At 54.9% G+C, this 23,124-nt stretch carries 17 protein-coding genes; 8 read left to right on the top strand and 9 right to left on the bottom strand.

The genetic code is table 11. The annotated features are described in order from the left end of the window. Positions 1–275: 275 nt before the first annotated feature. From ACLHIL_RS00175 to ACLHIL_RS00160, 4 genes are read right to left on the bottom strand one after another with little or no spacing between them, the layout of a single operon-like run. Complete coding sequence (locus ACLHIL_RS00175) at positions 276–1,175, bottom strand: glycosyltransferase family 2 protein (protein WP_411295840.1); 900 nt, start codon at positions 1,173–1,175, stop codon at positions 276–278. A gap of 1 nt (position 1,176) precedes the next feature. Next, the gene (gene rfbB, locus ACLHIL_RS00170; RefSeq protein WP_411295839.1) at positions 1,177–2,169 is read right to left on the bottom strand and encodes a dTDP-glucose 4,6-dehydratase; all 993 of its coding nucleotides are present in this window, start codon (positions 2,167–2,169) and stop codon (positions 1,177–1,179) included. Beyond that, positions 2,166–2,714, bottom strand: a complete 549-nt coding sequence (locus ACLHIL_RS00165) for a DUF2304 domain-containing protein (RefSeq protein WP_411295838.1) — start codon at positions 2,712–2,714, stop codon at positions 2,166–2,168. The genes rfbB and ACLHIL_RS00165 overlap by 4 nt, the downstream gene beginning before the upstream one ends. Continuing rightward, on the bottom strand, positions 2,715–3,422 hold the full coding sequence (locus ACLHIL_RS00160) for a glycosyltransferase family 2 protein (protein WP_411295837.1): 708 nt from the start codon (positions 3,420–3,422) through the stop codon (positions 2,715–2,717). 51 nt (positions 3,423–3,473) lie between these two features. Here ACLHIL_RS00160 and ACLHIL_RS00155 point away from each other — a divergent pair, with 51 nt between their 5' ends. The 3 genes from ACLHIL_RS00155 to ACLHIL_RS00145 are packed head-to-tail and all read left to right on the top strand — an operon-like array spanning position 3,474 to position 6,165. Then, the gene (locus ACLHIL_RS00155) at positions 3,474–4,076 is read left to right on the top strand and encodes a DapH/DapD/GlmU-related protein (RefSeq protein WP_411295836.1); all 603 of its coding nucleotides are present in this window, start codon (positions 3,474–3,476) and stop codon (positions 4,074–4,076) included. Continuing rightward, on the top strand, positions 4,076–5,176 hold the full coding sequence (locus tag ACLHIL_RS00150) for a DegT/DnrJ/EryC1/StrS family aminotransferase (protein WP_411295835.1): 1,101 nt from the start codon (positions 4,076–4,078) through the stop codon (positions 5,174–5,176). The genes ACLHIL_RS00155 and ACLHIL_RS00150 overlap by 1 nt, the downstream gene beginning before the upstream one ends. 2 nt (positions 5,177–5,178) lie before the next feature. Then, positions 5,179–6,165: a Gfo/Idh/MocA family protein gene (locus ACLHIL_RS00145; RefSeq protein ID WP_411295834.1), complete on the top strand. Its 987-nt coding sequence runs from the start codon at positions 5,179–5,181 to the stop codon at positions 6,163–6,165. Positions 6,166–6,247: 82 nt separating this feature from the next. On the opposite strand, the gene ACLHIL_RS00140 is transcribed toward ACLHIL_RS00145, so the two are convergent. Beyond that, positions 6,248–7,474: a glycosyltransferase family 4 protein gene (locus ACLHIL_RS00140; RefSeq protein WP_411295833.1), complete on the bottom strand. Its 1,227-nt coding sequence runs from the start codon at positions 7,472–7,474 to the stop codon at positions 6,248–6,250. 252 nt (positions 7,475–7,726) lie between these two features. Between ACLHIL_RS00140 and ACLHIL_RS00135 the strand changes: the two genes are divergently transcribed. Next, a complete protein-coding gene (locus tag ACLHIL_RS00135; protein ID WP_411295832.1) occupies positions 7,727–9,538 on the top strand; it encodes an ABC transporter ATP-binding protein in 1,812 nt (603 codons plus the stop codon). 92 nt (positions 9,539–9,630) lie between these two features. Further along, positions 9,631–10,716, top strand: a complete 1,086-nt coding sequence (locus ACLHIL_RS00130) for a glycosyltransferase family 2 protein (RefSeq protein ID WP_411295831.1) — start codon at positions 9,631–9,633, stop codon at positions 10,714–10,716. Positions 10,717–11,146: 430 nt separating this feature from the next. On the opposite strand, the gene ACLHIL_RS00125 is transcribed toward ACLHIL_RS00130, so the two are convergent. Further along, positions 11,147–12,163, bottom strand: coding sequence for a glycosyltransferase (locus ACLHIL_RS00125; protein WP_411295830.1), 1,017 nt, complete (start codon positions 12,161–12,163; stop codon positions 11,147–11,149). Between the two features lie 251 nt (positions 12,164–12,414). Here ACLHIL_RS00125 and ACLHIL_RS00120 point away from each other — a divergent pair, with 251 nt between their 5' ends. Next, entirely contained in the window at positions 12,415–14,445 is a 2,031-nt protein-coding gene (locus tag ACLHIL_RS00120) for a DUF6541 family protein (protein ID WP_411295829.1), read from the top strand. 123 nt (positions 14,446–14,568) lie between these two features. Next, complete coding sequence (locus ACLHIL_RS00115) at positions 14,569–15,870, top strand: nucleotide sugar dehydrogenase (protein WP_411295828.1); 1,302 nt, start codon at positions 14,569–14,571, stop codon at positions 15,868–15,870. A 305-nt stretch (positions 15,871–16,175) separates the two neighbouring features. Here the strand turns inward: ACLHIL_RS00115 and ACLHIL_RS00110 are convergent, their stop codons facing one another. Then, positions 16,176–18,029: a DUF2142 domain-containing protein gene (locus ACLHIL_RS00110; protein ID WP_411295827.1), complete on the bottom strand. Its 1,854-nt coding sequence runs from the start codon at positions 18,027–18,029 to the stop codon at positions 16,176–16,178. A 50-nt stretch (positions 18,030–18,079) separates the two neighbouring features. Continuing rightward, entirely contained in the window at positions 18,080–20,788 is a 2,709-nt protein-coding gene (locus ACLHIL_RS00105; protein WP_411295826.1) for an N-acetylmuramoyl-L-alanine amidase, read from the bottom strand. A gap of 215 nt (positions 20,789–21,003) precedes the next feature. Here ACLHIL_RS00105 and rfbD point away from each other — a divergent pair, with 215 nt between their 5' ends. Next, complete coding sequence (gene rfbD / locus ACLHIL_RS00100) at positions 21,004–21,858, top strand: dTDP-4-dehydrorhamnose reductase (protein WP_411295825.1); 855 nt, start codon at positions 21,004–21,006, stop codon at positions 21,856–21,858. A gap of 399 nt (positions 21,859–22,257) precedes the next feature. On the opposite strand, the gene rfbA is transcribed toward rfbD, so the two are convergent. Further along, positions 22,258–23,121 (bottom strand): glucose-1-phosphate thymidylyltransferase RfbA, encoded by an 864-nt coding sequence (rfbA, locus tag ACLHIL_RS00095; protein WP_411295824.1) that lies wholly within the window; start codon positions 23,119–23,121, stop codon positions 22,258–22,260. Between the last annotated feature and the right edge of the window lie 3 nt (positions 23,122–23,124).

Genomic DNA, 23,124 nt, shown 5'->3' with positions numbered 1-23,124 from the left:
AGAGAAAACTGGTTGATGACACGTGCAGCGATACGGCATCCGAAGAAAATATGGGCTGCTCGTAGGGCTGGTAGCGGATAGCGGTGAGGGATAGTGCGCGGGTTCGCGCCAATTACTGCAGGTAATCTCTGAGCTGCCGTTGTGCTGATTAGGGTTTTCCGTAGCCGAGAAAGTGCCAAGGCGAGAGCACGGTCGGAGAGACCATGGGCAAAGATGATGCGACCGGTAGATCTGTATATGCCCTCCCGATAGCAACTACCTCTGATCGGGAGAGGCTATTTCTGATTTGGGTAACGCCCGCCACGCCCAAGCAGACCATCGCGCAACCCACGTATCAGGCAACGAGTGCGCTCCCGACGCTGATCTGCCAAAAGAGTATTAAATGCGCTGTACTTTGCCATGAAAATGACGTATCCCATGCGCCACGGCCAGGATAAGAAATCGGAGCGGATAAGAAAAATGGTGTTGCGCATGAGATAGTAGCAGCGCACCGGGGAATGAACATGGACGGGCTGGTTTCGCCCTGGCAACATCACGGTTTCCTCGCCGAGGCTATGTTGCAGATGGGCATTAGTATCGACGATTGTATGGTAGCCGCGCCGCTGCGCTCGCAGGCACCACTCCAGATCAACATGGTCGATAAAATACGACTCATTCATCGGGCCAATATCGAGAGCAGCTCGAATATCAATCAAACAGCCAGAGGCTAATAGGAAGGCAGCATCGATTGAGCTAGCCGCGAGTTCCTCGGCACGAGCGCGGCGAGGACCAAGACGGCGAGAAACGTAGACGAGCTCATCGCCGCCAGGTTTATCTTCGCGAATATACGGCCCGCAGGCGGCTGCGTGCGGATGGCTGCGTAAGTGCTGACGTAAGCGCGTAACCATATCGGCCGCCGGCAGGGAATCCTGGTCGAATAAAATGACATATCGGTAACCGGCATCGCGCGCCCACAAAATCCCGAGATTTTGGGCATGCGCGATGCCGGTATTTTCCGGTAAAGCAATGAGGTGTGCGTCGAGCTCGACGCACACTGCCTCCAGTTGCTCGCGATTGCGAGAACCGTTGTCAATGACGACGAGCCCGCCAACTTGTGCGCGCAAGGCGCGCAGGAGCGCTGCGGTGTGCTCAGTGGGCTGGTAGGTGACCACGAGCCCCGCAACGTCATGCGTCATATCAGTGGCCTGCCTCGCGGTACTTTGCTTCGACAGCTTCTTTCTGCGGGCGCCACCAGGATTCATTCTCGCGGTACCAGGCGATCGTATCGCGCAGACCATCGCGGAAATCAGTGAAGCGCGGCTGCCAGCCCAGCTCGCTAACGAGCAAGGAGTTATCGATGGCATAACGCTGATCGTGACCAGGGCGGTCGGCAACATGCTCGAAATCGTCGGGCGAGTACCCAAATTCTTCCAAGATCATCTGGGTAACCTGCAGGTTCGTCAGTTCGCCATTAGCTCCAATGAGGTAGGTCTGGCCGATACGCCCGCGCTCGACAATATCCCAAACAGCGGTGTTGTGATCGAGCACGTGAATCCAATCGCGAACCTGTTCGCCCGTGCCGTACACGCGCGGTTTGATTCCGTCAATCAAATTAGTGATCGTGCGCGGGATGAACTTCTCGATGTGCTGGTAGGGCCCATAGTTATTGGAGCAGTTCGAGATCGTTGCCTGCACGCCGAAAGAGCGAACCCAGGCGTGAACGAGATGATCTGAACCAGCTTTTGAGGCCGAATATGGCGAGGAGGGGATATACGGATCGCCCACTTGGAATTTACGATCCTCGCCGAGTTCCAGATCGCCGTAAACCTCGTCGGTCGAAATATGGTGCAACCGCCCGCCATACTTACGCACAGCCTCCAAAATCCGGTATGTACCGATAAGGTTGGATTGTATGAAGGGCCACGGGTCACGCAGGGAGTTATCGTTGTGCGACTCAGCAGCGAAGTGGACGATAACGTCAGCCTCAGCTACCAGTGGATCAATAACATCCGGCTCGGAAATATCGCCTTCAACGAGCGTGACGCGATCCAAACCAGCAATGGAATCCGGATTTCCGGCGTATCCAATTTTATCCACGACGACAACCTCGGCCTCTGGACGGGTGGATACCGTGGTATGGACGAAGTTTGCGCCAATAAAGCCAGCGCCGCCGGTTACAAGAACTTTCATGAGCGTTCCTTTTCTGTTTCAGGGTTCTGCAGATGGTGTCCTGGAATCTCAGGGTAGTCGGTTGGGACTGGATCGGCATCCATATCAACCTGGTTCGTCGAATTATCGTGTTCGACAGTCACGACGTCTACTGCTAGCGTCCCCTGCGGAGCAGCTCCATGTAAGACGGCATGCGCAGGGTCAGGATCGACGTGGAATTGCCCCTCGCGCGTCAGCGTGTGCGGATGCGTGCGGGCAATAGCAAGTTCGCGGGAGAGATCAACGATCCGGTTTTCTAAGATATTGACCCGTCGGAATGACACGACGGAATATGACAAAAACGCGATGACCAGCAAATACAGGAGTAGATCCGTCCCGCGCCCAACCCCTAAGAATTGGGCAACGCTGGTCATAATTTGCGGATAAATAATAGAAATGACGGCCAGCAATACGAATACCAACAGTAACAGCCGCCGTAGTGCAACATTTCTCGTCGTTTGTGTGCCGCGGATAAGAGGAATACAAACGATAAGAACAACAGTGATCAAGATGATCTTTATAAGCATTTATCGACTTTCATTTGGCGCGAACAGCATGTCGGTTATGATGTTGACTCCGTTGAGAAGGCTTTGACCTTTAGCGCGAGAATAATCCGTGTAATCGATAGTAACGGCTTCTTCTGCCCAGGGCACATCAATTCGGGCAAGCTGGTGAATGATCTGCGAAGCGTGAGCCATGCGATGCATTGTGAGATGAAGCTGGGCGGCCACATCGCGGCGTAAGACCCGCAGCCCGTTGTGGGCGTCACTAAGATTCATGCCGGTGCGCCAGCGCGTCACCCGCGCGGCGGTAGTTAAGACGCTTTTCTTGATAAAACCTGCTTGGTGGGTGTCGGTCAGAAAACGTGAACCAAGGACGAAACCAAGCTGTTCGCGATCTGCACGTTCCACCATGCGTTGCGCATCGGAGGTGCGGTGTTGCCCGTCAGCATCAAAAGTGACGAGGTAGCGGGCATCGGTGTACGTCAACAGCCAGGTGATTCCCGTCTGCAGAGCGGCCCCTTGCCCCAGATTGATGGGGTGGTCAATCACAATAGCTCCAGCTTGTCGGGCGCGTTGGGCACTGGCGTCGCGTGAACCGTCATTGACGCACACGATATTAGGGAAAATATGCCGAGCTGCACGGACCACATCGCCGATTACTTGAGCCTCGTTGTAGAGCGGAATAACGAGCCAACTCACCTGTGAAAGGTCCCGAAAAGTCCCGCTATTCATGCACTATATTATGTCATAAGGTTTGTCCGATCATGGCATGGAAGGAAACCTATGGGGCAAGGGCCACGAATCGTTGATTCTGCGGATGTCTCCGAGCAAGCTGTTATCGGTGATGGCTCAGCTATCTGGCATTTAGCTCAGGTGCGGGAGCACGCGCAGCTTGGCCGTAACTGTATCGTCGGTCGCGGTGCGTATATTGGCGAAGGCGTCCATATTGGCGATAACTGCAAGATTCAGAATTACGCCTTAGTTTATGAGCCAGCCCAACTAGCCGATGGGGTGTTCATCGGTCCGGCTGTGGTGTTGACGAACGATCACTACCCGCGAGCGATTAATCCTGACGGGTCAATTAAATCCGCAAGCGACTGGGAACAAGTTGGCGTGACGATTGAAAGCGGAGCAGCTATTGGTGCTCGGTCGGTGTGCGTCGCTCCCGTGCGTATCGGGCAGTGGGCGCTGGTTGCCGCCGGATCAGTTGTGACGCGGGACGTCCTTCCACATGAACTTGTCGCGGGAGTGCCGGCTAAACATCTCGGATGGGTCGGTCATGCCGGAGTGAAACTAGAGGAACAATCTGACGGCACACTGCGTTGCCCGCATACTGGAGATATATACGAGCGCTCCGGTCAAACAATTCGAAAGGTAACAGAATAATGGATCTCCAGATGATTCCGGCTGCAAAGCCCATTATTGGCGAGGAAGAACGGCAAGCAGTCGATGCTGTATTAGCCTCTGGAATGTTGGCGCAAGGCGAGCAAGTGGCTGCCTTTGAGGAGGAATTCGCTACGCAGCTCACTCCCGGAGCGGACGTTATTGCCGTCAATTCTGGAACGTCGGCGCTCCATATCGGCTTACTTGCTGCCGGTATTGGGGCAGGTGACGAAGTAATCGTCCCCTCTTTTACCTTTGCAGCGACGGGAAATTCGGTGGCACTCACCGGCGCACGTCCCGTCTTTGCCGACATTGAATTGGATCACTATTGTCTGGATCCGCGCTCTATTCGCGAATCGATTACGGAGCGAACGAAAGCCATTATGCCGGTGCATTTATATGGGCATCCGGCAAATATGACGGAGATTCGGCAGATCGCCGACGAGTATGGGCTGATGATTTTTGAAGACGCGGCCCAAGCTCATGGAGCTAGCCTGCATGGGGAAATGGTGGGTACCTTTGGAACGTTTGCCGCTTTCTCGCTGTATCCGACGAAGAATATGACCTCCGGTGAAGGTGGCATGATCTCCACCGCTGATACCGATGTTGCCCGTCGTTGTCGTCTGCTGCGCAATCAAGGTATGGAAACGCAATACCAAAATGAGCTTGTGGGGCTGAATAACCGAATGACGAATATCCACGCCGCAATTGGGCGTGTTCAGCTCGGTAAACTTTCCGGATGGACGCATCAGCGCCAGCGCAATGCCGAGTTCTTGACGCAGAACCTTGACGGGGTTATCACTCCGGCGGTTGCTGAGGGAGCGGTACACGTCTATCACCAGTACACCATTCGGGTGGAGGACGATCGCGATGGTTTCGCGGCAGCCTTGCGTGAGGAGTATAAGGTCGGCTGTGGCGTCTACTATCCCATTCCGAACCATCGCCTGCCATCGCTTGCCCCGTATGCGCCTGGGTTGGAGCTGCCGCACACTGAAACGGCCGCCCAGCATGTTATTTCTTTGCCGGTTCATCCTTCGCTCAGCCAAGACGATCTTGAGCGTATCGTCAGGGCAGTTAACGCGCTGGCAAAGGCTGGTGCGTAGTTATGACCTTGCGCTATGGTCTGATCGGTCTTGGCTCGATGGGGCGTCATCACGCTCGAAATATTCGGGCGATGGAGGGCGCACAATTAGTCGCGGTCGCAGATCCCTACGGTGATAAGTTCAACGTTGCGGGGGATTTAGAGGTTTTACCAGACGTCGAATCCATGATCGCAGTGGGGATTGACGCGGCAATGGTGGCTGTGCCCACGGGGCAGCACGCCGAGGTTGCCTTAAAGCTGGCAGCGGCAGGCGTTCATACGATGGTGGAAAAGCCTTTAGCTTCAACCATTGAAGAGGGTAAAGCTCTTGTTGATGCCTTTGAATCCGCTGGGTTAATTGGGGCAGTGGGGTATGTGGAGCGTTGTAATCCAGCCCTGTTGGAGATGCGCCGACGGATTGCCGAGGGGCAATTAGGTAAGGTGTATCAGATCACGACGCGCCGCCAGTCACCATTTCCGGCACGGATTGCCGACGTAGGAGTCGTCAAAGATCTCGCCACTCACGATGTGGATTTGACCGCCTGGGTGGCAGGATCGAAATATCAGACGATTTCCGCACAGACCGCATGCCGAGCTGAGCGAGAGTACGAGGATCTGGTGTGTGCCTCGGGTCGGTTAGAAAATGGTGTTTTAGTCAACCACCTCGTCAACTGGCTAACCCCATACAAAGAACGGCAGACGGTTGTTCTCGGGGAAAAGGGCGCATTGGTTGCCGAAACGGTGATGGGCGATCTGACGTTCTACGAGAATGCTGCCGCGCCGCTCGGATGGGATCAACTCAAGACGTTCCGTGGAGTTTCCGAAGGGGAAGTTGTTCGATACGCGCTGAATAAGCGCGAGCCGCTTGCCGTTGAACATGAGCATTTCCGCGATGCGATTTTAGGTAAAGCCTCCGAACACGTCACCATGCGCGAAGCCTTGGAAACAATGCAGGTTATTCAGGCCATATTAGATTCGGCGCGAGAAAACGGAAAGGCAATCGCGCTATAGAACCTCAATAGCTGGATACGAAAACTCGATAAACGAAAACGGGCGAGCGACGAGCAGATCGTATGCGCGAAATATGCTGTGTTCAGCGCTCACTCTTAGCCGAGATTCGAGTAATCAGATCATGGGCTGCCCGACGAGCCACCTGAGTTAAGGACAGGTTCTGGGCAGCCCATTGTGATACTGCGCGACGCCTAGAGGCATTGATAGGTAGGGCTGCCAGTTCGTGCATTGCCTGAGCGATTGCGTCGGCGTCGTATTCCACCCCGTATCCGATGGGGTGGTTAGCGACACGTGTTTCCACAAATTCTCGCCCCACTCCAATGCCGGCATATAGCAGCGGCGCGCCGCACACTGCGCCCGAGTAGAGCTTGGTGGCAAAAGCGAAATCGTATCCAGCCCCGGGGCGTACTGAAGCCAGCGCGGCGGTAGCGCCTTGCAAGATCGGGGCACATTCACGGGCCGGACGGGTTGGCTCGATGGTGACCTGTGAGCTGATACCGAGTTCCTCAGCGCGCTGGCGGATCGTGTCAATATGGGCGCCGCCACCAATAAATCGCAGTCGTGCCGGTAACTGATCCTGCGTCGGTACTCCGCGTAGGAATCGGGCGAACGCCGTGACGAAGATTTCTGCGCCATGCCATTCGGAGGCCGTTCCGGCATAGACGAACTCGATAGGAGCTGGGGTGCTGGCAGTCGTAGCAGATGATTCCAGGGCTTCCCAGGGGCGTAATCCGGCGCAGAATTGCCTGACGTTGACGCCATTTCCAATCATCGACACACGCTCGGTGATGCCTAATTCTGCGAGCCGTTGTGCAACCCCAGGGGAGACGGCGAAAACGAGGGCGGCACCCCGCCAGGCGAAGCGTTCAATACTGCGTACTACCTGGCAGACGATTCGAGGTGCACCAGTTTGTGCGGCAGCATCGGACCAAATATCTGCAGCATAGTAGGCGTATGGGGTGCGCTGCAGCAGGCAACCAAGGCGGGCAAAAAATCCGGTTGTTGGTGGCGGTTCCACGATAACCGCGTCAAATCGTCGCGATGTGATAAGGCGGAAAAACATTGGAATGTCAAAAGAAAGATATGGCAGGTATCCGCGAACATAATGCTGGGCGTCCCGTAAAACGGGGGCTCGCCGCACCCGATATCCGACGTTTGAATCAGTTGTTTCCATGCCGCGAGGTGGGCGAACCGTAATGACCTCAACGTCATGACCGGATTCGTGGAGATATTCAGCTAAGGCTTCTAGCCGAAAAGAGGCAGCAGAGGTTTCCGGCGCGAAAATACGGCTGACAATGGCAATACGCATGGCAGTCCTCTCAACGGCGAGTGCTCGTAGCGGCAGGAAATCTCATCTTTCCCAAGGATAGCGAGTCTAACTGCGGCTCGCTACAGCGGCATGGCGCTCGCACATAAGATGGAATGTGATGATTCTGCTCAGCCAAGAGCAAATCCCTCTCATGTGGGTGATATACGATGTGTATGATCTCGCAGCGAGGCTGCGATAATAACGTGAGGGCGACCTTTTCTGTAATGAACAGACGGCGGAAAGCGACGACAGATGAAAGACGGTTATCTTAACCTTAAACGTGCCTTACCCTATCTGCCGGCTGGGGCCTCACGCTACATGGTGGTCTACATGATTATCGCCTCAGTGCTCAACGTGATGGATATTGCAGCGCTGATGGCTTTAGCCTTTTCAGTTACCTACATTATGAATCGGGAGCCAATCGTCGTCCCGATGCTGAAATGGGAGTTCGGGCCGGATGCATACGTCTGGGTCATCGTGGTGATTTCCGCCGTCATTTTGGTAAAAGCTCTGTTGTGTTTGGTGCAGCAATGGTTTGCCACCCGCAAATTTGCCAGTTTTGAAATGCGTTTAGGTGAGCAGCTTTTTGACGCGTATCTTGGCGCGCCGTGGGTCGAACGTTTGGGTCGATCTACCTCAGAGTTGGTACGAATGGCTGACGTGGGAGTTGCGGCGATTAATGCGGGATTATTACTTCCTTTCATGAGCTTGCCGGCGATGCTGGTGTCGGCTGCGGCAGTGATCGTCATTTTGCTGGTTGCCCAGCCAGTGACGGCCCTGGTGACCCTGCTGTATTTAGGGGTCATTGCCATGCTTATCTACTTTTTGTTGTCTCCGCGCACACTCGAAGCAGGAAAAGTAAACAAACGCTACTCCTTTAAGGCTGCCGGTTTAATGACGGATATGGTGGGGGCCTTAAAAGAGGTCACTTTGCGGGATAAGTTCGCGGAAGTGGCTGGCGTTGTGCAGGAGTCACGATTCCGTGCCACGCGCGCGCGAGCCAATATTCAGTTCCTCGGCTCGGTGCCGCGTTTCATTATGGATTTCGCTCTGATTGGCGGGTTACTCGTCATCGGCGGCGCACAGATGCTGGTGACGGGTGATATTGATAGCGCTATTAATGCAGTGGTGCTGTTTGCAGTGGCTGCGATTCGGTTAATTCCGTCCTTGGTGTTTTTCCAAACGACGGTGAACCTGATGAACTCCAATGCCTCGCAGGTGGCGGCAATCTTGGGTGATATTGCCGATGCGCAGCGGTATATGGCGCGGGCAAAGGTGGCTGGTAAGCAGCCTTTGGCGCACGAGCCGCGAGAGTTGGTTCTCGATGGCGTCTCTTTTACCTATCCGAATCGCACTGATCCCGCTATTGAGAATATCTCTATGCGTATCCAGATGGGCAGCTCGGTGGCTTTCGTCGGGGAATCTGGATCGGGTAAATCCACCCTCGTGGATGTGATACTCGGCTTGCTAGAACCACAGCAGGGCACAATCCGGATTGATGGGCAAGATATTGACGATGTAATGGCTGACTGGCGCTCGCGCATTGGGTATGTGCCGCAAGATGTTGCACTATTTGACGGCACAATCGCCCAGAATGTGGCTTTAACCTGGAAGGGTGAGATTGATCGGGAAAAAGTTATTGCGTGCCTGAAGAAAGCCCAAATGTGGCAGACGACTCTGGCGCGCCCCGGCGGTTTAGATGCCCCTATTGGGGAGCGCGGTATCGGGTTATCGGGTGGGCAGCGTCAACGCCTCGGCATTGCTCGGGCGCTGTACTCTGATCCAGATATTCTGATTTTGGATGAAGCGACCTCGGCACTCGATACAGAGACGGAAGCAGAAGTAGCAAAAGCTATCTCGCATTTGCGAGGAGAGATGACGATGATCTCTATTGCGCACCGATTGTCCACAGTAAAGGATTGCGATGTGCTGTTCTTTATGGATCGAGGGGCAATCGTCACCAGTGGAAGTTTCCATGACGTTGTGCGGGCGGCACCGGCCTTTGCTCGCCAGGCTGCGCTCGCTGGCCTATTAGGTGAAGGCGATCCAGGCCTTAATGAGTAATCGCTGTAGCGAATGATATAAGCAGGGATAGATAACAGTGTATGTGCCACCCGTCATGGGCAATACGCCAGCAAGAAGGAATAAGGAGCGCGATGGGCATTACGACGGAAATCGTTATTCCGGTTCATGACGCAACTCGCCCGATTCGGCGGGCTGTGAATTCCGTGTTGGCGGCTTCGGGGGCGCGCGCGATCGTTGTGGCGCACAATATTGATCCGACCTTGCTGGATATTCCAGATGGGGAACGGGTGCGGGTTGTGCCGCTATCTGGGGATGTTGAACGCCCAGGAGCGGCTTTCGATGCGGGTATTGCTGCTGGTGATGCGCCCTGGGTGGGCATTATGGGATCGGATGACTGGTATGCCGACGGGGCGCTATCAGCTATGCTTCGCCGCGCACGCTCGGATCGGGCGGATGGGATTATTGCCCCGCTACGGTATCAGTTTGCGAAAAGTAACCAGATCAAGCCTGTGACGGTGCGGCGTCGGAATCTGGAAGCGGTGCGCGATCGCCTGTTTTATCGCACTGCGCCGTTGGGGATTTATCGTCGGGATATTCTGGCAGATCCGCAGTTACGTTTTGGGAATCGCTATCCTACCGGCGAGGATATTCGAGTTAGCACGCAGTTGTGGACGGCGGGGTTATCCCTGTCCTATTACTGGAATGACCCCGCGTATGTGGTAGGGCGAGACGCGCAACGGCGGGTAACCTTCACCCCGCGTCCGGTAGCTGTTCTCGGTCAGCCGTGTCGGGATCTTTTTGATGAGCCTGCTGTTCAGGTATTGGGGGCAGAGCAGATCCATGCGCTTGCAGTAAAAATTGCCCGAGTGCATATCGTCGGCATAGCGGTTCAGCGCGATAGCGAAGCGATGTGGGCGCCTGACGATATATGTTGGCTGGCGGATTTTACTCGCCAGTTGCGCGAGATTGATCCTGACGTATGGCGCCCTTTGAACCGTCGGGATACTGCGGTTCTTGCGGCAGTGGAATCAGGGGAAATCTCCCAGATTATGGCGGCAATTCGCGCATGGAATCAGGGGGCTTCGCGTAAAGATCGCATATTAGCCAGATCGTTGTGGGATTCGCTGCGCCAACATGATACGAGTGTGCGTTGGTATGCGGCAGTTGCCGGAGTGCGTATGCGCTCTGTGGGCTATGGGCGCGCCAGGACTGAATAAGAGTGCGGAAATATCCGGTGGGGTGCTGGAGTTAACGGATAAGGCTAATCCTTAACAACAGCAGGAGCACTCATGGGAGGCGGTTAGTTGCTAGCCGAATACGCCGATAACTGGTGAGATACCTTTGCCTCTATCCAGGACTAGCAGCCAAGCGTATATAGGGGAAATCATGGGTGGCGCGGCGAATGTTATCTATTGGTCAGATGCGCTAGGGCTAGGAATTGAGCACGAGTAATCGGCAAATGATACACGCCTATACGTGGCAGGGCGTGAGAAGCCAAACAGATCGGTGCGTGTGGATAGCACCGGCAGCGGCGCGTGGATTACGCAGCATTGCGCGTAGTAGACGCTATACGCCGGTTGCACAGCACGGATATGTAGTGGATGAATCGGCGGCGCCAGCCTTAGTTAATGCCGAATAGCTAATCAGTTAATGGCGAATACGGCCAGCCTGCTGTGCTGCAGCACGGTAGGCCGACTGCAGGATGGGAACATAGGGATCGGCCACGTGGTAGCGCAACGCCCAGGTATCGGCGCGCATGGCGAGGCTCGCAGCAAGCGGATCGTCCAAGGCAATCCGCACTTGATCGATCATCTCGTCGATAGTTCCGCCGTATATCGGTGGTATCTGCCCATCATTTGGGCGGGGGATTCGGTGCCCTAAGGCACCAATAGGAATTCCCATTGCCATCGCTTCAAACTCAGAAACACCGAGCATGGGGCAGGCTTGACCAATAGCGACGGTGGCGCGAGCAATCCAAGAAATAAATTGGGCGTGGCTCAGTTTGGCTAGCAGATGCACGCCAGCGCGGCGGGCTTGTGCAGCGGCGACCCCCCAATCAAGACCCTCCAGGCGAACCTGTGGAAACGCAGAACGCAAGGCAGCAGCAAGCTCAATATTTGCCGATGCCCCTTTAATATCTTCCCATCGGGAGACGAATACGATGGTTGGCTGTTGGGTGGCAGAATACTGCCAGGGGGCGAGAGAATCTGGCTCAATAAATGCAGGCATGAACTCTGCATCGCTACGAGCGGTTTCGGCATTTTCGCGCGTATCAATAGAGGTGTAATAGACCTTGACGGCCTGATCTATTGCGCGCTGTAAAGTAGATTTTCCGTTTTTCTGTTCGCGTTTCCAATGCACCCGAATATCCGTCCCGTGCAAATGCAGAAAATAGGGGCGTTTAGGGGTGAACAGGTTTTGCGCTTGGGCGAGGGCAGTGCCGAAGTGGACGTGGAGGACGTCGCAGCGCTGCACAGCGAGGGAGTTGCGAGGTAGCAGGGCCATCTGGTGGGCTGCCGCAAAATAAGGATGATGTGGGTGAGGTGGGCGTACCGCGTCGGCACTCAGATAATCCCAATGTAAGGATTGACGTGCGGCAGCCCGCACAAGGGCAGCGCCGACGCCAGCGCAGTCATGAAAATGTAATACCCGTGGTTCGCCCATTATTGGCCTTCTCACTGTATATGTGGATGACGCTGCCTCAGCCGCAAAGAGGTGGATGAGGCGGAATATGATCGTATCGCGATCATAGAGTTGTGGATTGTTGCCACGACTGTACCACAGCCGTGACCGGATCCCAGCGCGCCGTTCGGCTTGTGGATAACAGGGCGTATTGCGGTGCGCTAAACCGATAGAGTTCGTTGAGATAGATGTAGTGTTATCGGTATTGGTCTAGCAGGGGAGATAGAGAGAACATGACGTGGTTAAGTCATATACCGTTGCTTCTCGCAATGCTCATCATCTCCTGCTTTCCATGTTGGGGGTGGCTGCGTACTGTCCTTCCTGATAATGCTCGGTATTCGCGATCCCTCCTGGCTTTTGCGGTTGCCCCGCTGGGAACTTTTGCGCTGATTTCTGTCATTGGTTTTATCTGCACTCCTGCTCGCGGTTTAGGGTATGTGCCTAAATATGTGCTGGCAGGGCTGTGCGCTTTAGGCGTGATGGGATTGGCAGTGCAATGGTGGCAGCGGCGATCGGGCGGCTCGGGTGGGCATGCACGTCGTTGCCGTATCTCAATACCGATTATTGCTGCTATGGGTGCGGGAGTTGTTGTAGCGATACTCCCGTTGCTCATTGCGGCGCGTATTACTGACCCGCTGCAACAGTGGGATCCGTCATTCCATTACAACGGGGTATGGACCATCCTGCACACCTCCAATGCGTCAATGACCTCTGCTATGGGGCCGCTGTTTGACCTCACGGGGAAAGCTGCGGTGTATTACCCGGATGCGTGGCATGCGTTTGCGGCATTATTTGCTACGCCGCAAACGGTGATCTCCACGGTGAATCTTACGTCGATTTTGTTGTGCCTATGGTGGGTCGTGGGTATGGTTGCCCTGGCTGACGTCATTCTTGGCCCGAAAGCTATGCCAATTGTGGCGATCATCAGCGGAATCTCGCTAGCTTTTCCAGCGGATTTCATTTCCAGCTATGCGCAATGGCCAAATGGAACATCTATGGCTCTCCTGCCAGCTCTCCTCGCCTTCGCATGGGTTATTGGGCGGCAGTGGCGGGACGTGTTGTGTGGGAACGCGCCAGTTCGCCAGGTAGCCGCTGGGAGTGTGTTATTTGCCGGTGCGGCAATCGGTGCATTATGTGTTCACCCGATTTCTTTCTTCAACGCCGTAATGATCGCCGTTGTTCCTGCTGTGGGAGCGACGGGGAAAACCTTGTATGCGGTCTATCGGGAACACAGATGGCCGGCCGCTATTTTCGGCACGGCGGCTCTCATCGCCGCGCTTGGCTTGTGCGCCTATGCCATGTTTAATCCGCGCACAGCGGGGGTATCGCGGTTCGTGCGGTCAACGTCCTGGATAGACGCCATGTATCACCCGATCGTGCCGGTTCCCCCGTTGCCGGTGCGACCGGGATTGATCGCTGCAATGATATGCCTGGTTGTCATGCTGGGCTGCGGAATCTGGTATGCCTGGTCTGCTTACCGTTGGCTGTGCGGGAGCTGGCTAGTATGCGTCATTATCCTGGTATTGGCCTATGCCCCAGATTTCGGGATGAAGTTCCTTTCCGGGCCGTGGTATTCCGATCCGCGCCGGATCATGGGCGCGATGCAAGTGGTTGTTGTCCTGCTATCTGGCTATGGTCTGGTAAAGATTGCTGAGATTGTGCAGCGCATTGGCAGCCAAAAGCAGAAATGGTCGATGCTGCCTGGGGTGATCCGCCGAGTTGGCGCCTCAACCGTAATAATAGGATGTTTGCTTATCGCAAGTGGCGGTGGGGCACTAGATGCTCGAATCGCTGGGGTTGCTCGGGTTTATGATCCGCAACAGTTAGGGCCAGCGGGGATGGCATCGCGCGCAGAATTAGAGATGATTTCCCGAGAAGGCGCACAGCTTCCAGCAGATGCGCTTGTCGTGGGAGATCCGTCATCGGGTGTCGTATATTTTCCGGTGTTAGCGCAACGCCGGACCGTTTTCCCGCAGCTAACTTTGGCGGAAAAAGATGCAGATGTGCGCGAGCTATCCCAGACTTTCCGCAATATCCACAGTGATCCGTCGGTATGCCAAACGATTCGTCGCGTCGGAATTACGCATTTCTATGCCGATACGGACGCGCCATATTACGCCAAAATGCGCTCTGTACGTATGCCTGGTTTTTATGGGGTTGATGTGACGCACGGCTTCCGGCAGATTGCCCGCGTTCCAGATGAGCACGGCGGATATGCGACGTTATATGAGATCACGGCGTGTTCTGGTAGCGAGGGGAACTAGTGCAGGGCTAGCGGAAAGTGCGTTGAGTAAAGCGGTGGAAATCACCGCATGGAATTGGCGGGCTAGTTCAGGGCAGATGCGCGATGACGTATTCTGGAATTACCGACGTATGAGGAGTAATAAATGCGTATTGCCGTCGTTGCGATGGGAAAAATTGGCTTGCCGCTGGCAGTGCAGTTTGCGGATGCGGGTCATGAGGTGATCGGAGTAGACGTCAATGCCGATACGGTAGCGCAGATCAATAGCGCTCGCGAGCCGTTTCCGGGGGAAGCTCAGTTACAGGAGAAGCTCTCGCAGCTAGTTCCGGCTGGGAAATTACGGGCGACGACGGATTATGCCGAAGCGATTCCTGGAGCTGACGCGGTTGTTGTCGTCGTTCCACTGTTCGTTAACGACGAGACGTGGCAGCCGGACTTTACCTGGATGGATAGCGCCACCGCCTCACTCGCTGCTCATCTGTCGTCGGGAACGCTGGTTTCTTATGAGACGACTTTGCCGGTTGGAACGACTCGGAATCGCTGGAAGCCAATGATTGAAGAGATCTCCGGTTTGGTTGAGGGCACAGATTTTCATGTGGTGTTCTCCCCAGAGCGAGTACTCACGGGTCGGGTTTTTGCGGATCTGCGTCGCTATCCCAAACTGGTTGGAGCTTTGAGTGAGCAGGGTGCGCAGCGGGCGATTGAATTTTATGAGTCGGTTTTAGATTTTGATGATCGCCCAGATTTATCTCGGCCTAATGGGGTATGGGATATGGGGTGCGCCGAAGCGGCCGAAATGGCGAAACTTGCAGAAACCACCTACCGGGATGTCAATATCGGTCTGGCGAATCAGTTTGCAGTCTATGCCGATAAGGTGGGAATTGATGTGCAGCGCGTGATTGAGGCGTGTAATTCCCAGCCGTATTCGCATATTCACCGGCCAGGTATCGCGGTGGGTGGGCACTGTATTCCGGTTTATCCACGGCTATATTTATCCACAGATCCGGATGCGACCATCGTGCGCACTGCGCGGCAATGTAATGCGGGAATGCCAGAGTATGTCGTCTCGCGAGTAGCGCAGGTCTTGGGGTCGCTACAGGATATGAGGGTTGCTGTCCTTGGGGTCTCGTACCGTGGAGGGGTAAAGGAGACGGCTTTTTCTGGGATTTTTGCGACGGTTGCTGCGCTGCGGGAACGTGGCGCTCGGGTGCTGGTGCATGATCCGATGTATTCGGCTAGTGAGTTAGCGGATTTCGGATGGGAAGCCTATGAGCTGGGGCAAAGTGTTGACGTGGTTATCGTTCAGGCAGATCACCAGCAATATCGAGAGATTACGGCGGAGCAATTCCCTGAGGTTAAATTGTTGTTTGATGGCCGTGGAGTGACGAATCCCCAGTTGTGGCAGGGAACGCCTCGTCTGGTGGTAGGTAACGGGGCTGATCGTTAGCGAGTACTCGCATTGCAGTCAGCAGCGGGTAGTTTTGCAGGAGTGGCAATACGGGCAGCCGCTCGTTGAGTAGATGCGCTAATCGTTTATCTTGTTTACTCGGGTTGCTTATATAGCCTCATAGCTCGTAGCGCTCATAGCTGCGCGTCATGTTTTACGGTGTTATTGCTGCTGATGATGCGCATAACCGGAGGCTGCTATCCGCATGATTGCTGTTGCAGATTGCGCGGCGGTGGCGGGGAGAGAATGCATTGAGCAGTTTTATGACTGGTGCAGTGCGGTGTGTTATCGCTGATTGTGGTTCACTAGCGAAATGACGTGGGCATCTTGTCGTTATTTTCGCTATCAAAGGTCTCGTGGATAGAGCGGCGATTAATCGCTTGTTTCCGCGTTGTCAGCTGCTCGGCGGCCACGCCTTTCTGAAGCGGCCACGTGTTATGTGAGTGAGGCGCATGTGGTGAGCTGTGTGCCGTGCGGGCGGCGTGGATGGCGTTTTCATCTGCTGTTGTTGCCGGTTCAATGCGTGGCAATATGAAGAATACGCAGGTGCAGAAGAGTGCAAAACTCGTGGTGCTGATTGTTGCAACTACGGTAAATGGCGGCGCCCATTCGGGCCACCACGTTTGACCTGTAATGGGGTCGTGATAGAAGCGCTGATAGATAGCAATGAGGGTGATGAGAAAAGCCATAGTCAGTGCTCCCACACACACAATCGCGTGATTGCGGGTGAGGAACGCGGGGCGAGCATTCCAGCCAATGAGCACTACCGCCAAAATAATCATAGGAGCGAGGTAGCGAGATTGGACGAAATATTCGATTGGGATATTCCGTGATGACGCTATACTCAGTGGCCAGATTGCTATATTGACGATAATGACAAGAATTCCAAGGAGCTGAGTCCAGCGTATCTGGCGAATTCCGTACCATAAGACGGTTATCGTGACGAATCCTGTGAGGATAGGAATAGTTATAGGTACGGGCAGATCCATCCAAGAGAGATTGGTTGTCCCGAAGATTCCCGTCCATAGGGTTACTAGATTGATGGCATTATCATGCAAAAGCCCATGTGAAGACGAATCTTTGGAGATGGCTGTGGAGAAAAGATTAAAAACATTGGACAGATCCACGTATGCAGCAATAGTTGGATGTTGTAGTGCGGCAATGCAGATTAAAGCAAATATGGCTATCCCGACGGCATAAAAGCGTAATGCCTGACGGGTAAACCGTATTCCGGCGAGCACGCCAATAAGGACGGCAACCATGCAGTACATCCCGGCGTCGGTGCGAGTTCCAGCGGTAACCAGCAATGTGATGGCGGCAAAGAAAATGAGTGCCCATTTTCGCCATCCGTGTTGTTGGAACATTGAAGCGATGGCGGCGAAAATGATGAGTGGACTATAGAAAGCCCAGGCACTGGGGTTGATAGATGCCACGGTGAAAGCAGCTAATGGGATCATCGTTATGGCAACGCTTATCCACACAATAGGGCGGCGTCGGGCCGGAAGTAGGGCGATGAGAGTGGCTAATGCCAAACTGACGGCGATGATATTGACGAATCGAATATTGCGGAAGGTTTCGCTTGTCTCGTTGCCGACAAAGAAATGTTGAACGGCATAGTACACCTGCGGATAGGATCCCTGAAAGTTTCCTATGTCAGTCTCAATTAAACCATTGCGAGTATAGGGCGGAAGTAGTTTGGATGCTGAGGCGGAATATGAGGAAGAATTTGGGGGTTGGGCTGCGGCTGATTTTCCGGAGCTGGCGGTGGAATCCGTCTGGGCTCGGGGAGTGCCTGCAGAGTCTGCGGAAGCCTCATCGTAAGAGTAGAAAGCGTCATTATTTTCAAATAGGCAAACTGATCCCCGATAGGGCTTAAAAGCGAAGCAGACAGATCCGGTGGCGTCTGCTCGTAGGTATCGAGTATGGGGGCTGTTTCCAGCTTCGCACATCCCTTTTTCGGTCCCTTGACCGCAATAGATGGAGGCAAGGTGATATTTAGAATCCGGCTCACCAAATGGGGGAGTGGTGATGGCGAAAGACCCGAGGGCAATGATGAGGAATGTGGGGATGCTGAGATAGATAGCGCAACGCCACCACAGGTGGTGATGTGACGTTGTTCGGGGGCGGCTCGCGCAGTCACCGCGTTCTATCTCAGACATGCCCTCCCCTTTAGATGATTCTTTAGCTTAATCAACTATCAGGGATTTTCCTAGAAGTAGCGATATGTGTATGAATACAGTTGCCCAGTGTTGGAAATGGCGTAGAAGCGATGTTCGTTGCCTGAGGAGCTGGCTCGGGCGATCTGAATATAGTTAGCAAAACCACGTCCGATCTGGGTTTTTGGATCGCTTCCGCGAGCAATATCTGGGTAGAAGAATAGGCGTCCGGATGGTTCGATGACGATCGCGTCGGATAAACCGCTGTCATTCCAGTCCCCGACGCCGAGTGCTCCGGCAAGGTCGCGATAATTGCCGGAATCGACGCGCGAGGTAGTGAACATGCCCGCGCCATTGGTGGCGTAGGTGTGGCGAGTACCGTCAGGTTTAATGCCGATAAAGCTCGGCTTGCCATCAATTCCAGCCGACACCCCAAAGATGTAGGCAAAATTCCAGCCGTGGCCAATTTGCCGCCCGTCTGTGACGGTGTTGTTTGCCGTTCCGCGGTAGAGGTAGAGCCGGTTGTTCGAGTGCAGGCCGATAATGTCGTTGTAGCCGTCGCCGTCGAAGTCGAATCCGGTAAATAGTTGGGTCATTCCGCCCCAGCCGCGCCCGATTTGCCGCGGGCGATTAAATAGGTCGCGCCCGACTCCTTCGTAGAGCATGAGAGCGCCGGTGGGGGTACGCAAAATGAGGTCATCGTATCCGTTCCGGGTGAAGTCGCCCATTGACCATACGCCGCTGGCTGGCCAGCCGCCACCGATAAAATGTGCTGAATCGAAGTGTAGGCTCGCTGGAGTTCCCGCAGATCCGCCAGTGTTCGTGGCATTAATTTTTGCGGCTACCTGCGCGCGAATCTGGTCGAGGTAGTTATAAATTCTTCCGGGGCACGCTGTCGGGCTGATATCGCGATGCCCGTTAATTGCGGGAATGGAGGTGCGCTTTCCAGAGTAGGCCGTGAACGTGAAAAGGCCATAGGGATTGACGTGGGAGCGGCTGAATTGCCACGCGATCACGTCGGATATGCGGTTAAGAACGATAGATGAGGGGTCAATGAGGGTGTAGTCGCCCATAACGGAGACGCCCACTGATCCGGTGTTTCCGGGGGCGGCATGCCCGCCGATGACCATTTTTCCAGCTGGTGCATTGAGGGAGCCAGTGCGTCCTTCGTAGACGGTTCCGTACTTGTCAATGAGGAAGTTGTAACCGATATCTCCCCATTCTAGGACGTTCGTGTGGTAGTTCCAGATGGCTTTGACGATCCCTGGTGCTTGTTGCGGGGTGTAGTCGTTGGAGCCAGCCGTGTGGTGTACGACAGCTCCGGATAGGGGGACGTAGTTGGCTGGCCAGGTCTCACTCACGGCAGGTCCGCCCCATTGGGTGCGCGTGACGATTGCGGGGGAGCGCACTGTGTTCTGAGCGGCCAGAGGGCGGGTAGTTTCAGGGCTGGTGAGCAGGCTTTCTGAGGCGAGAGAGCGATGCGATTGCGCTGACAGGGATGGGGAGGCTGAGGAATCTGCGTGCTGGGTGGCCAGATGTGTTCCCAGTGGGGCAGGTGTATTGGGCGAGTCGAATGTGTAGGCGGGGCGCGGGGAGCTGAGAAGTTCAGAAACCGCGCTGCTGTTTTCTGCTGCCGATAATTCGGTATGTGGTGCGGGGAGGATCGGTGCCGGAGTGATGGTGGCGTGATCGGTTGTTCCTTCGCTACCTGCTCCGGTATTGAGGGCGACGGTGGTGTGCTCTGGATCTAGTGTGCCTCGGGTGCGGATTTGGATACCTGTGGCACCGGCTGCCATGAATGGTTCAGTGGCGGTGACGCCGTTTTCTCCTTGTTCGATTTCTAGGGTGTACCACTGGGTCCAGGTGTGATTGATGAGAACGCGCAGGTCTACTTGTTGGGGGCCGATGCCTTGCCAGTGAATACCAGCTACTGCGAATTCGTCGGTTTGTAGCGGTGCGGTGATAAAGGAGTAGTCGTCGGTGGTGAGGCAGTGCCCGTCATTTTCTGTTGTGCTGACGGGGGCTGGGGCAGGTGCTTGGGGTGCTGAGGCTGTGGAAGTGGTGGATGGGGCTTCGGGATCTGGTGTTGTTGTGTTTGCGTTGTGTTTTTCGGAGGTTGTTTGTGAGTTGGATGTGCCGAGCTTTTCTGAGGGGTGTGTGGTGCTCTTAGGGCTGGTTGTGGTGGTGTCCGAAGGTTGCGGGTTAGGGGTTTCTGCCGTGGTGGGGGTAGGTGGTGCTGGTGGAGTGCTGGCGTCATCCTGCGTGGCAGGGGTATTAGGTGTTTGCGCGGATTGTGCGTCTTTTGTATTGAGTGGCGCGGATGCTGGGTTGTTGGCGTGAGGTGCCGAAGATGGCGGTGAACCGGCCGAAGAGCTGGTGGTATCTGGAGTGGTGGAGGTATCTGCCGGCGTGGATGTGCGTGGCGGGGTGGGATCCGAGCTCTGAGGGGTGGGCGCCGTGTTTAGTTCTGGCTGCGCCAAAAGGGATGGCGAGGCTGGCGGTGCAGGCGGTGCGGATGGCGTAGTCTGCGGTGTGCGTGGCGTCGTATTCGGCGTGATTGGTGGCATGCCTGTTGCCTCGGGGTGTTCTGCTCGATGGGTGGGCGTCTCGTTAGAGGCGCTGCTCGCGTTTTCGGTCAGATGGAGTTGTGTAACCGAGTTGAGGCTGAACGTGTATGCAGCCGGTTCTTCCTCTGCGTGGGCGACGCTGCCCAATGTTGGCAGGAGGAGAAGGGTTGACGCCAGAGCGAGTGTGCGTTTCATGCCAAGACCTTTTGTGTGTGGGTAATAGGCATGCAAAAAGCGGGCAAAACCCCGCAAATTGCCTACCTTTAACAGTAATCACAATAATAACGTATGTAACAGTTTTGAGCTAGGGGAGTGTGAGGATTGCAATGCCTGAGACGCGGTGTTAGCGATCCGTCCGATTCACTGGGATCTACGCTAGGATAAGCGCAGAAGTTTAAGGAGAATGAAACATGCGTTGGACGGTTATTGGAGCTAACGGAATGCTCGGCACGGACCTCGTACACATGCTCAAAGAGCGCGGGGATGACGTGGAAGCACGAGATATTGACACTATTGACATCACTGATCCGGCTTCCGTAGAGAGTCTGAGCGAAACCGACGTCATCGTCAACTGCGCGGCATATACCGCAGTGGATCCGGCGGAAGAGCATGAAGATGTGGCATTCCACGTCAACGCCACCGGCCCACAGCTTCTAGCTCGGCGAGCGGCACAAATTGGTGCGCGTCTGGTCCATATCTCGACTGACTACGTTTTTGCTGGCGACGCTGACTCGCCCTACGGGGAATACGCCCCGATTGCGCCACGCAGTGCCTACGGGCGCACGAAAGCGGCTGGTGAATGGGCAGTGCGGTGTGAGACTGCTGATTTCCTCATCGTGCGTACCGCCTGGTTATACGGTGAGCATGGAAAATGCTTCCCGAAGACGATGGCAACCCTCGCACAGTCCCATCCGACGCTATCGGTTGTCACAGATGAAGTAGGCCAGCCGACATGGACGTGCGATCTAGCGGATCTCATTATCCGCTTGGTCGATGCGGGAGCGCCGACGGGAATTTATCACGGCACCGCATCGGGGCAGACGAGCTGGCATGGCTTTACTCAGGAGATTATCTCCTCTATCGGAAAAGATCCCCAGATCGTGACGGAGACAACGGCGGCGGCATTTAATCGTCCGGCGCCACGTCCCTCATACTCCGTCCTCGCCCACGATTCGATCAGCGCAATTGGCCTAGAGCCCATTGGTGATTGGAAAGAGCGCTGGGCAGTGGCAGCTCCCGTGGTTTTGGGAACCCGCGGCGAATAACTGCGCAGTATCTCGCTCGCGCACCGCGGCATCGGATAAACCGCGACGAAACTCAAATGGTGGGTTGGGTTTGGCAAAATTATGAGGCCAAACCCAACCCGCCATTCATATAAAGCGATGTGCCGGTGCAGCTATGTCGCATATAGATACCTACATGCGACACGAAAAGAAAAGTGGTTGTCTGCCCGCGCTAATGAGCGGGCAGACAACCACCGGATCACAATATCTAGCTGCACCGGCACTCCTTATTGGTACATGGTGCAGTGCAAAATGTGGTTTGTGGGTGTGGTTCTCAGCCGAGAACCACACCCACAAACCACAGGCAATCTGCCGATCTCAACCGTCATTACCGGCTGAGATCCTGCGTCGTTAACTAACGATGCTATTTAACAACGGCAATTAACGATTAAGCAGCCCTAATAAATATTCGCCATATCCAGACTTGCGCAAAGGCTCTGCCCGCTCGGCAAGCTCCTCGTCAGTCAGGAATCCCATATGCCAGGCCACTTCCTCAGGAGCGCCAACCTTCAAACCCTGGCGTGCCTCAATGGTTCGCACGTATGAAGTGGCGTCGGCCAAGGAATCAAAGGTGCCGGTATCCAACCAGGCAGTCCCTCGGGGCAGCACCTCTACTGAGAGCTTCCCACGCTCCAAATAAACCTTGTTGACGTCGGTAATCTCGTACTCTCCACGCGGGGACGGCTTGAGATTCTTCGCAATCTCCACCACATCATTGTCGTAGAAATATAGACCAGGAACAGCATAATTCGACTTCGGCTTAGCGGGCTTTTCCTCAATAGAGATCGCCATATGATTTTCATCGAATTCCACGACGCCATAGCGCTCTGGATCGTTGACGTGATAGGCAAAGATAGCTCCACCGTCGGGGTCGGTGTTGCGGCGTAACTGAGTACCCATGCCCGGACCGTAGAAGATATTATCGCCAAGAACCAGCGCCGCCGGCTCATTACCGACGAAATCCGCACCCAATACAAAGGCCTGAGCAAGACCATTGGGATTCTCTTGGACTGTGAATTGCAAGTTAATACCGAACTGTGATCCATTGCCGAGTAACCGCCGGAACTGGTCGGCATCTTGCGGGGTTGTGATGACGAGAATATCGCGAATTCCAGCAAGAATTAGCGTACTCATCGGATAGTAGATCATCGGTTTGTCATAAACAGGTACTAACTGCTTGGATGTACTAATAGTAATGGGATGAAGACGAGTGCCGGATCCGCCGGCCAAAATAATTCCACGCATAGG

It is taken from the genome of Trueperella sp. LYQ143, assembly GCF_046599595.1.
Classification (GTDB): Bacteria; Actinomycetota; Actinomycetes; order Actinomycetales; family Actinomycetaceae; genus Trueperella.
The sequence above is the reverse complement of the archived record's forward strand: the minus strand, read 5'-3'. Positions and strand labels throughout refer to the sequence as shown.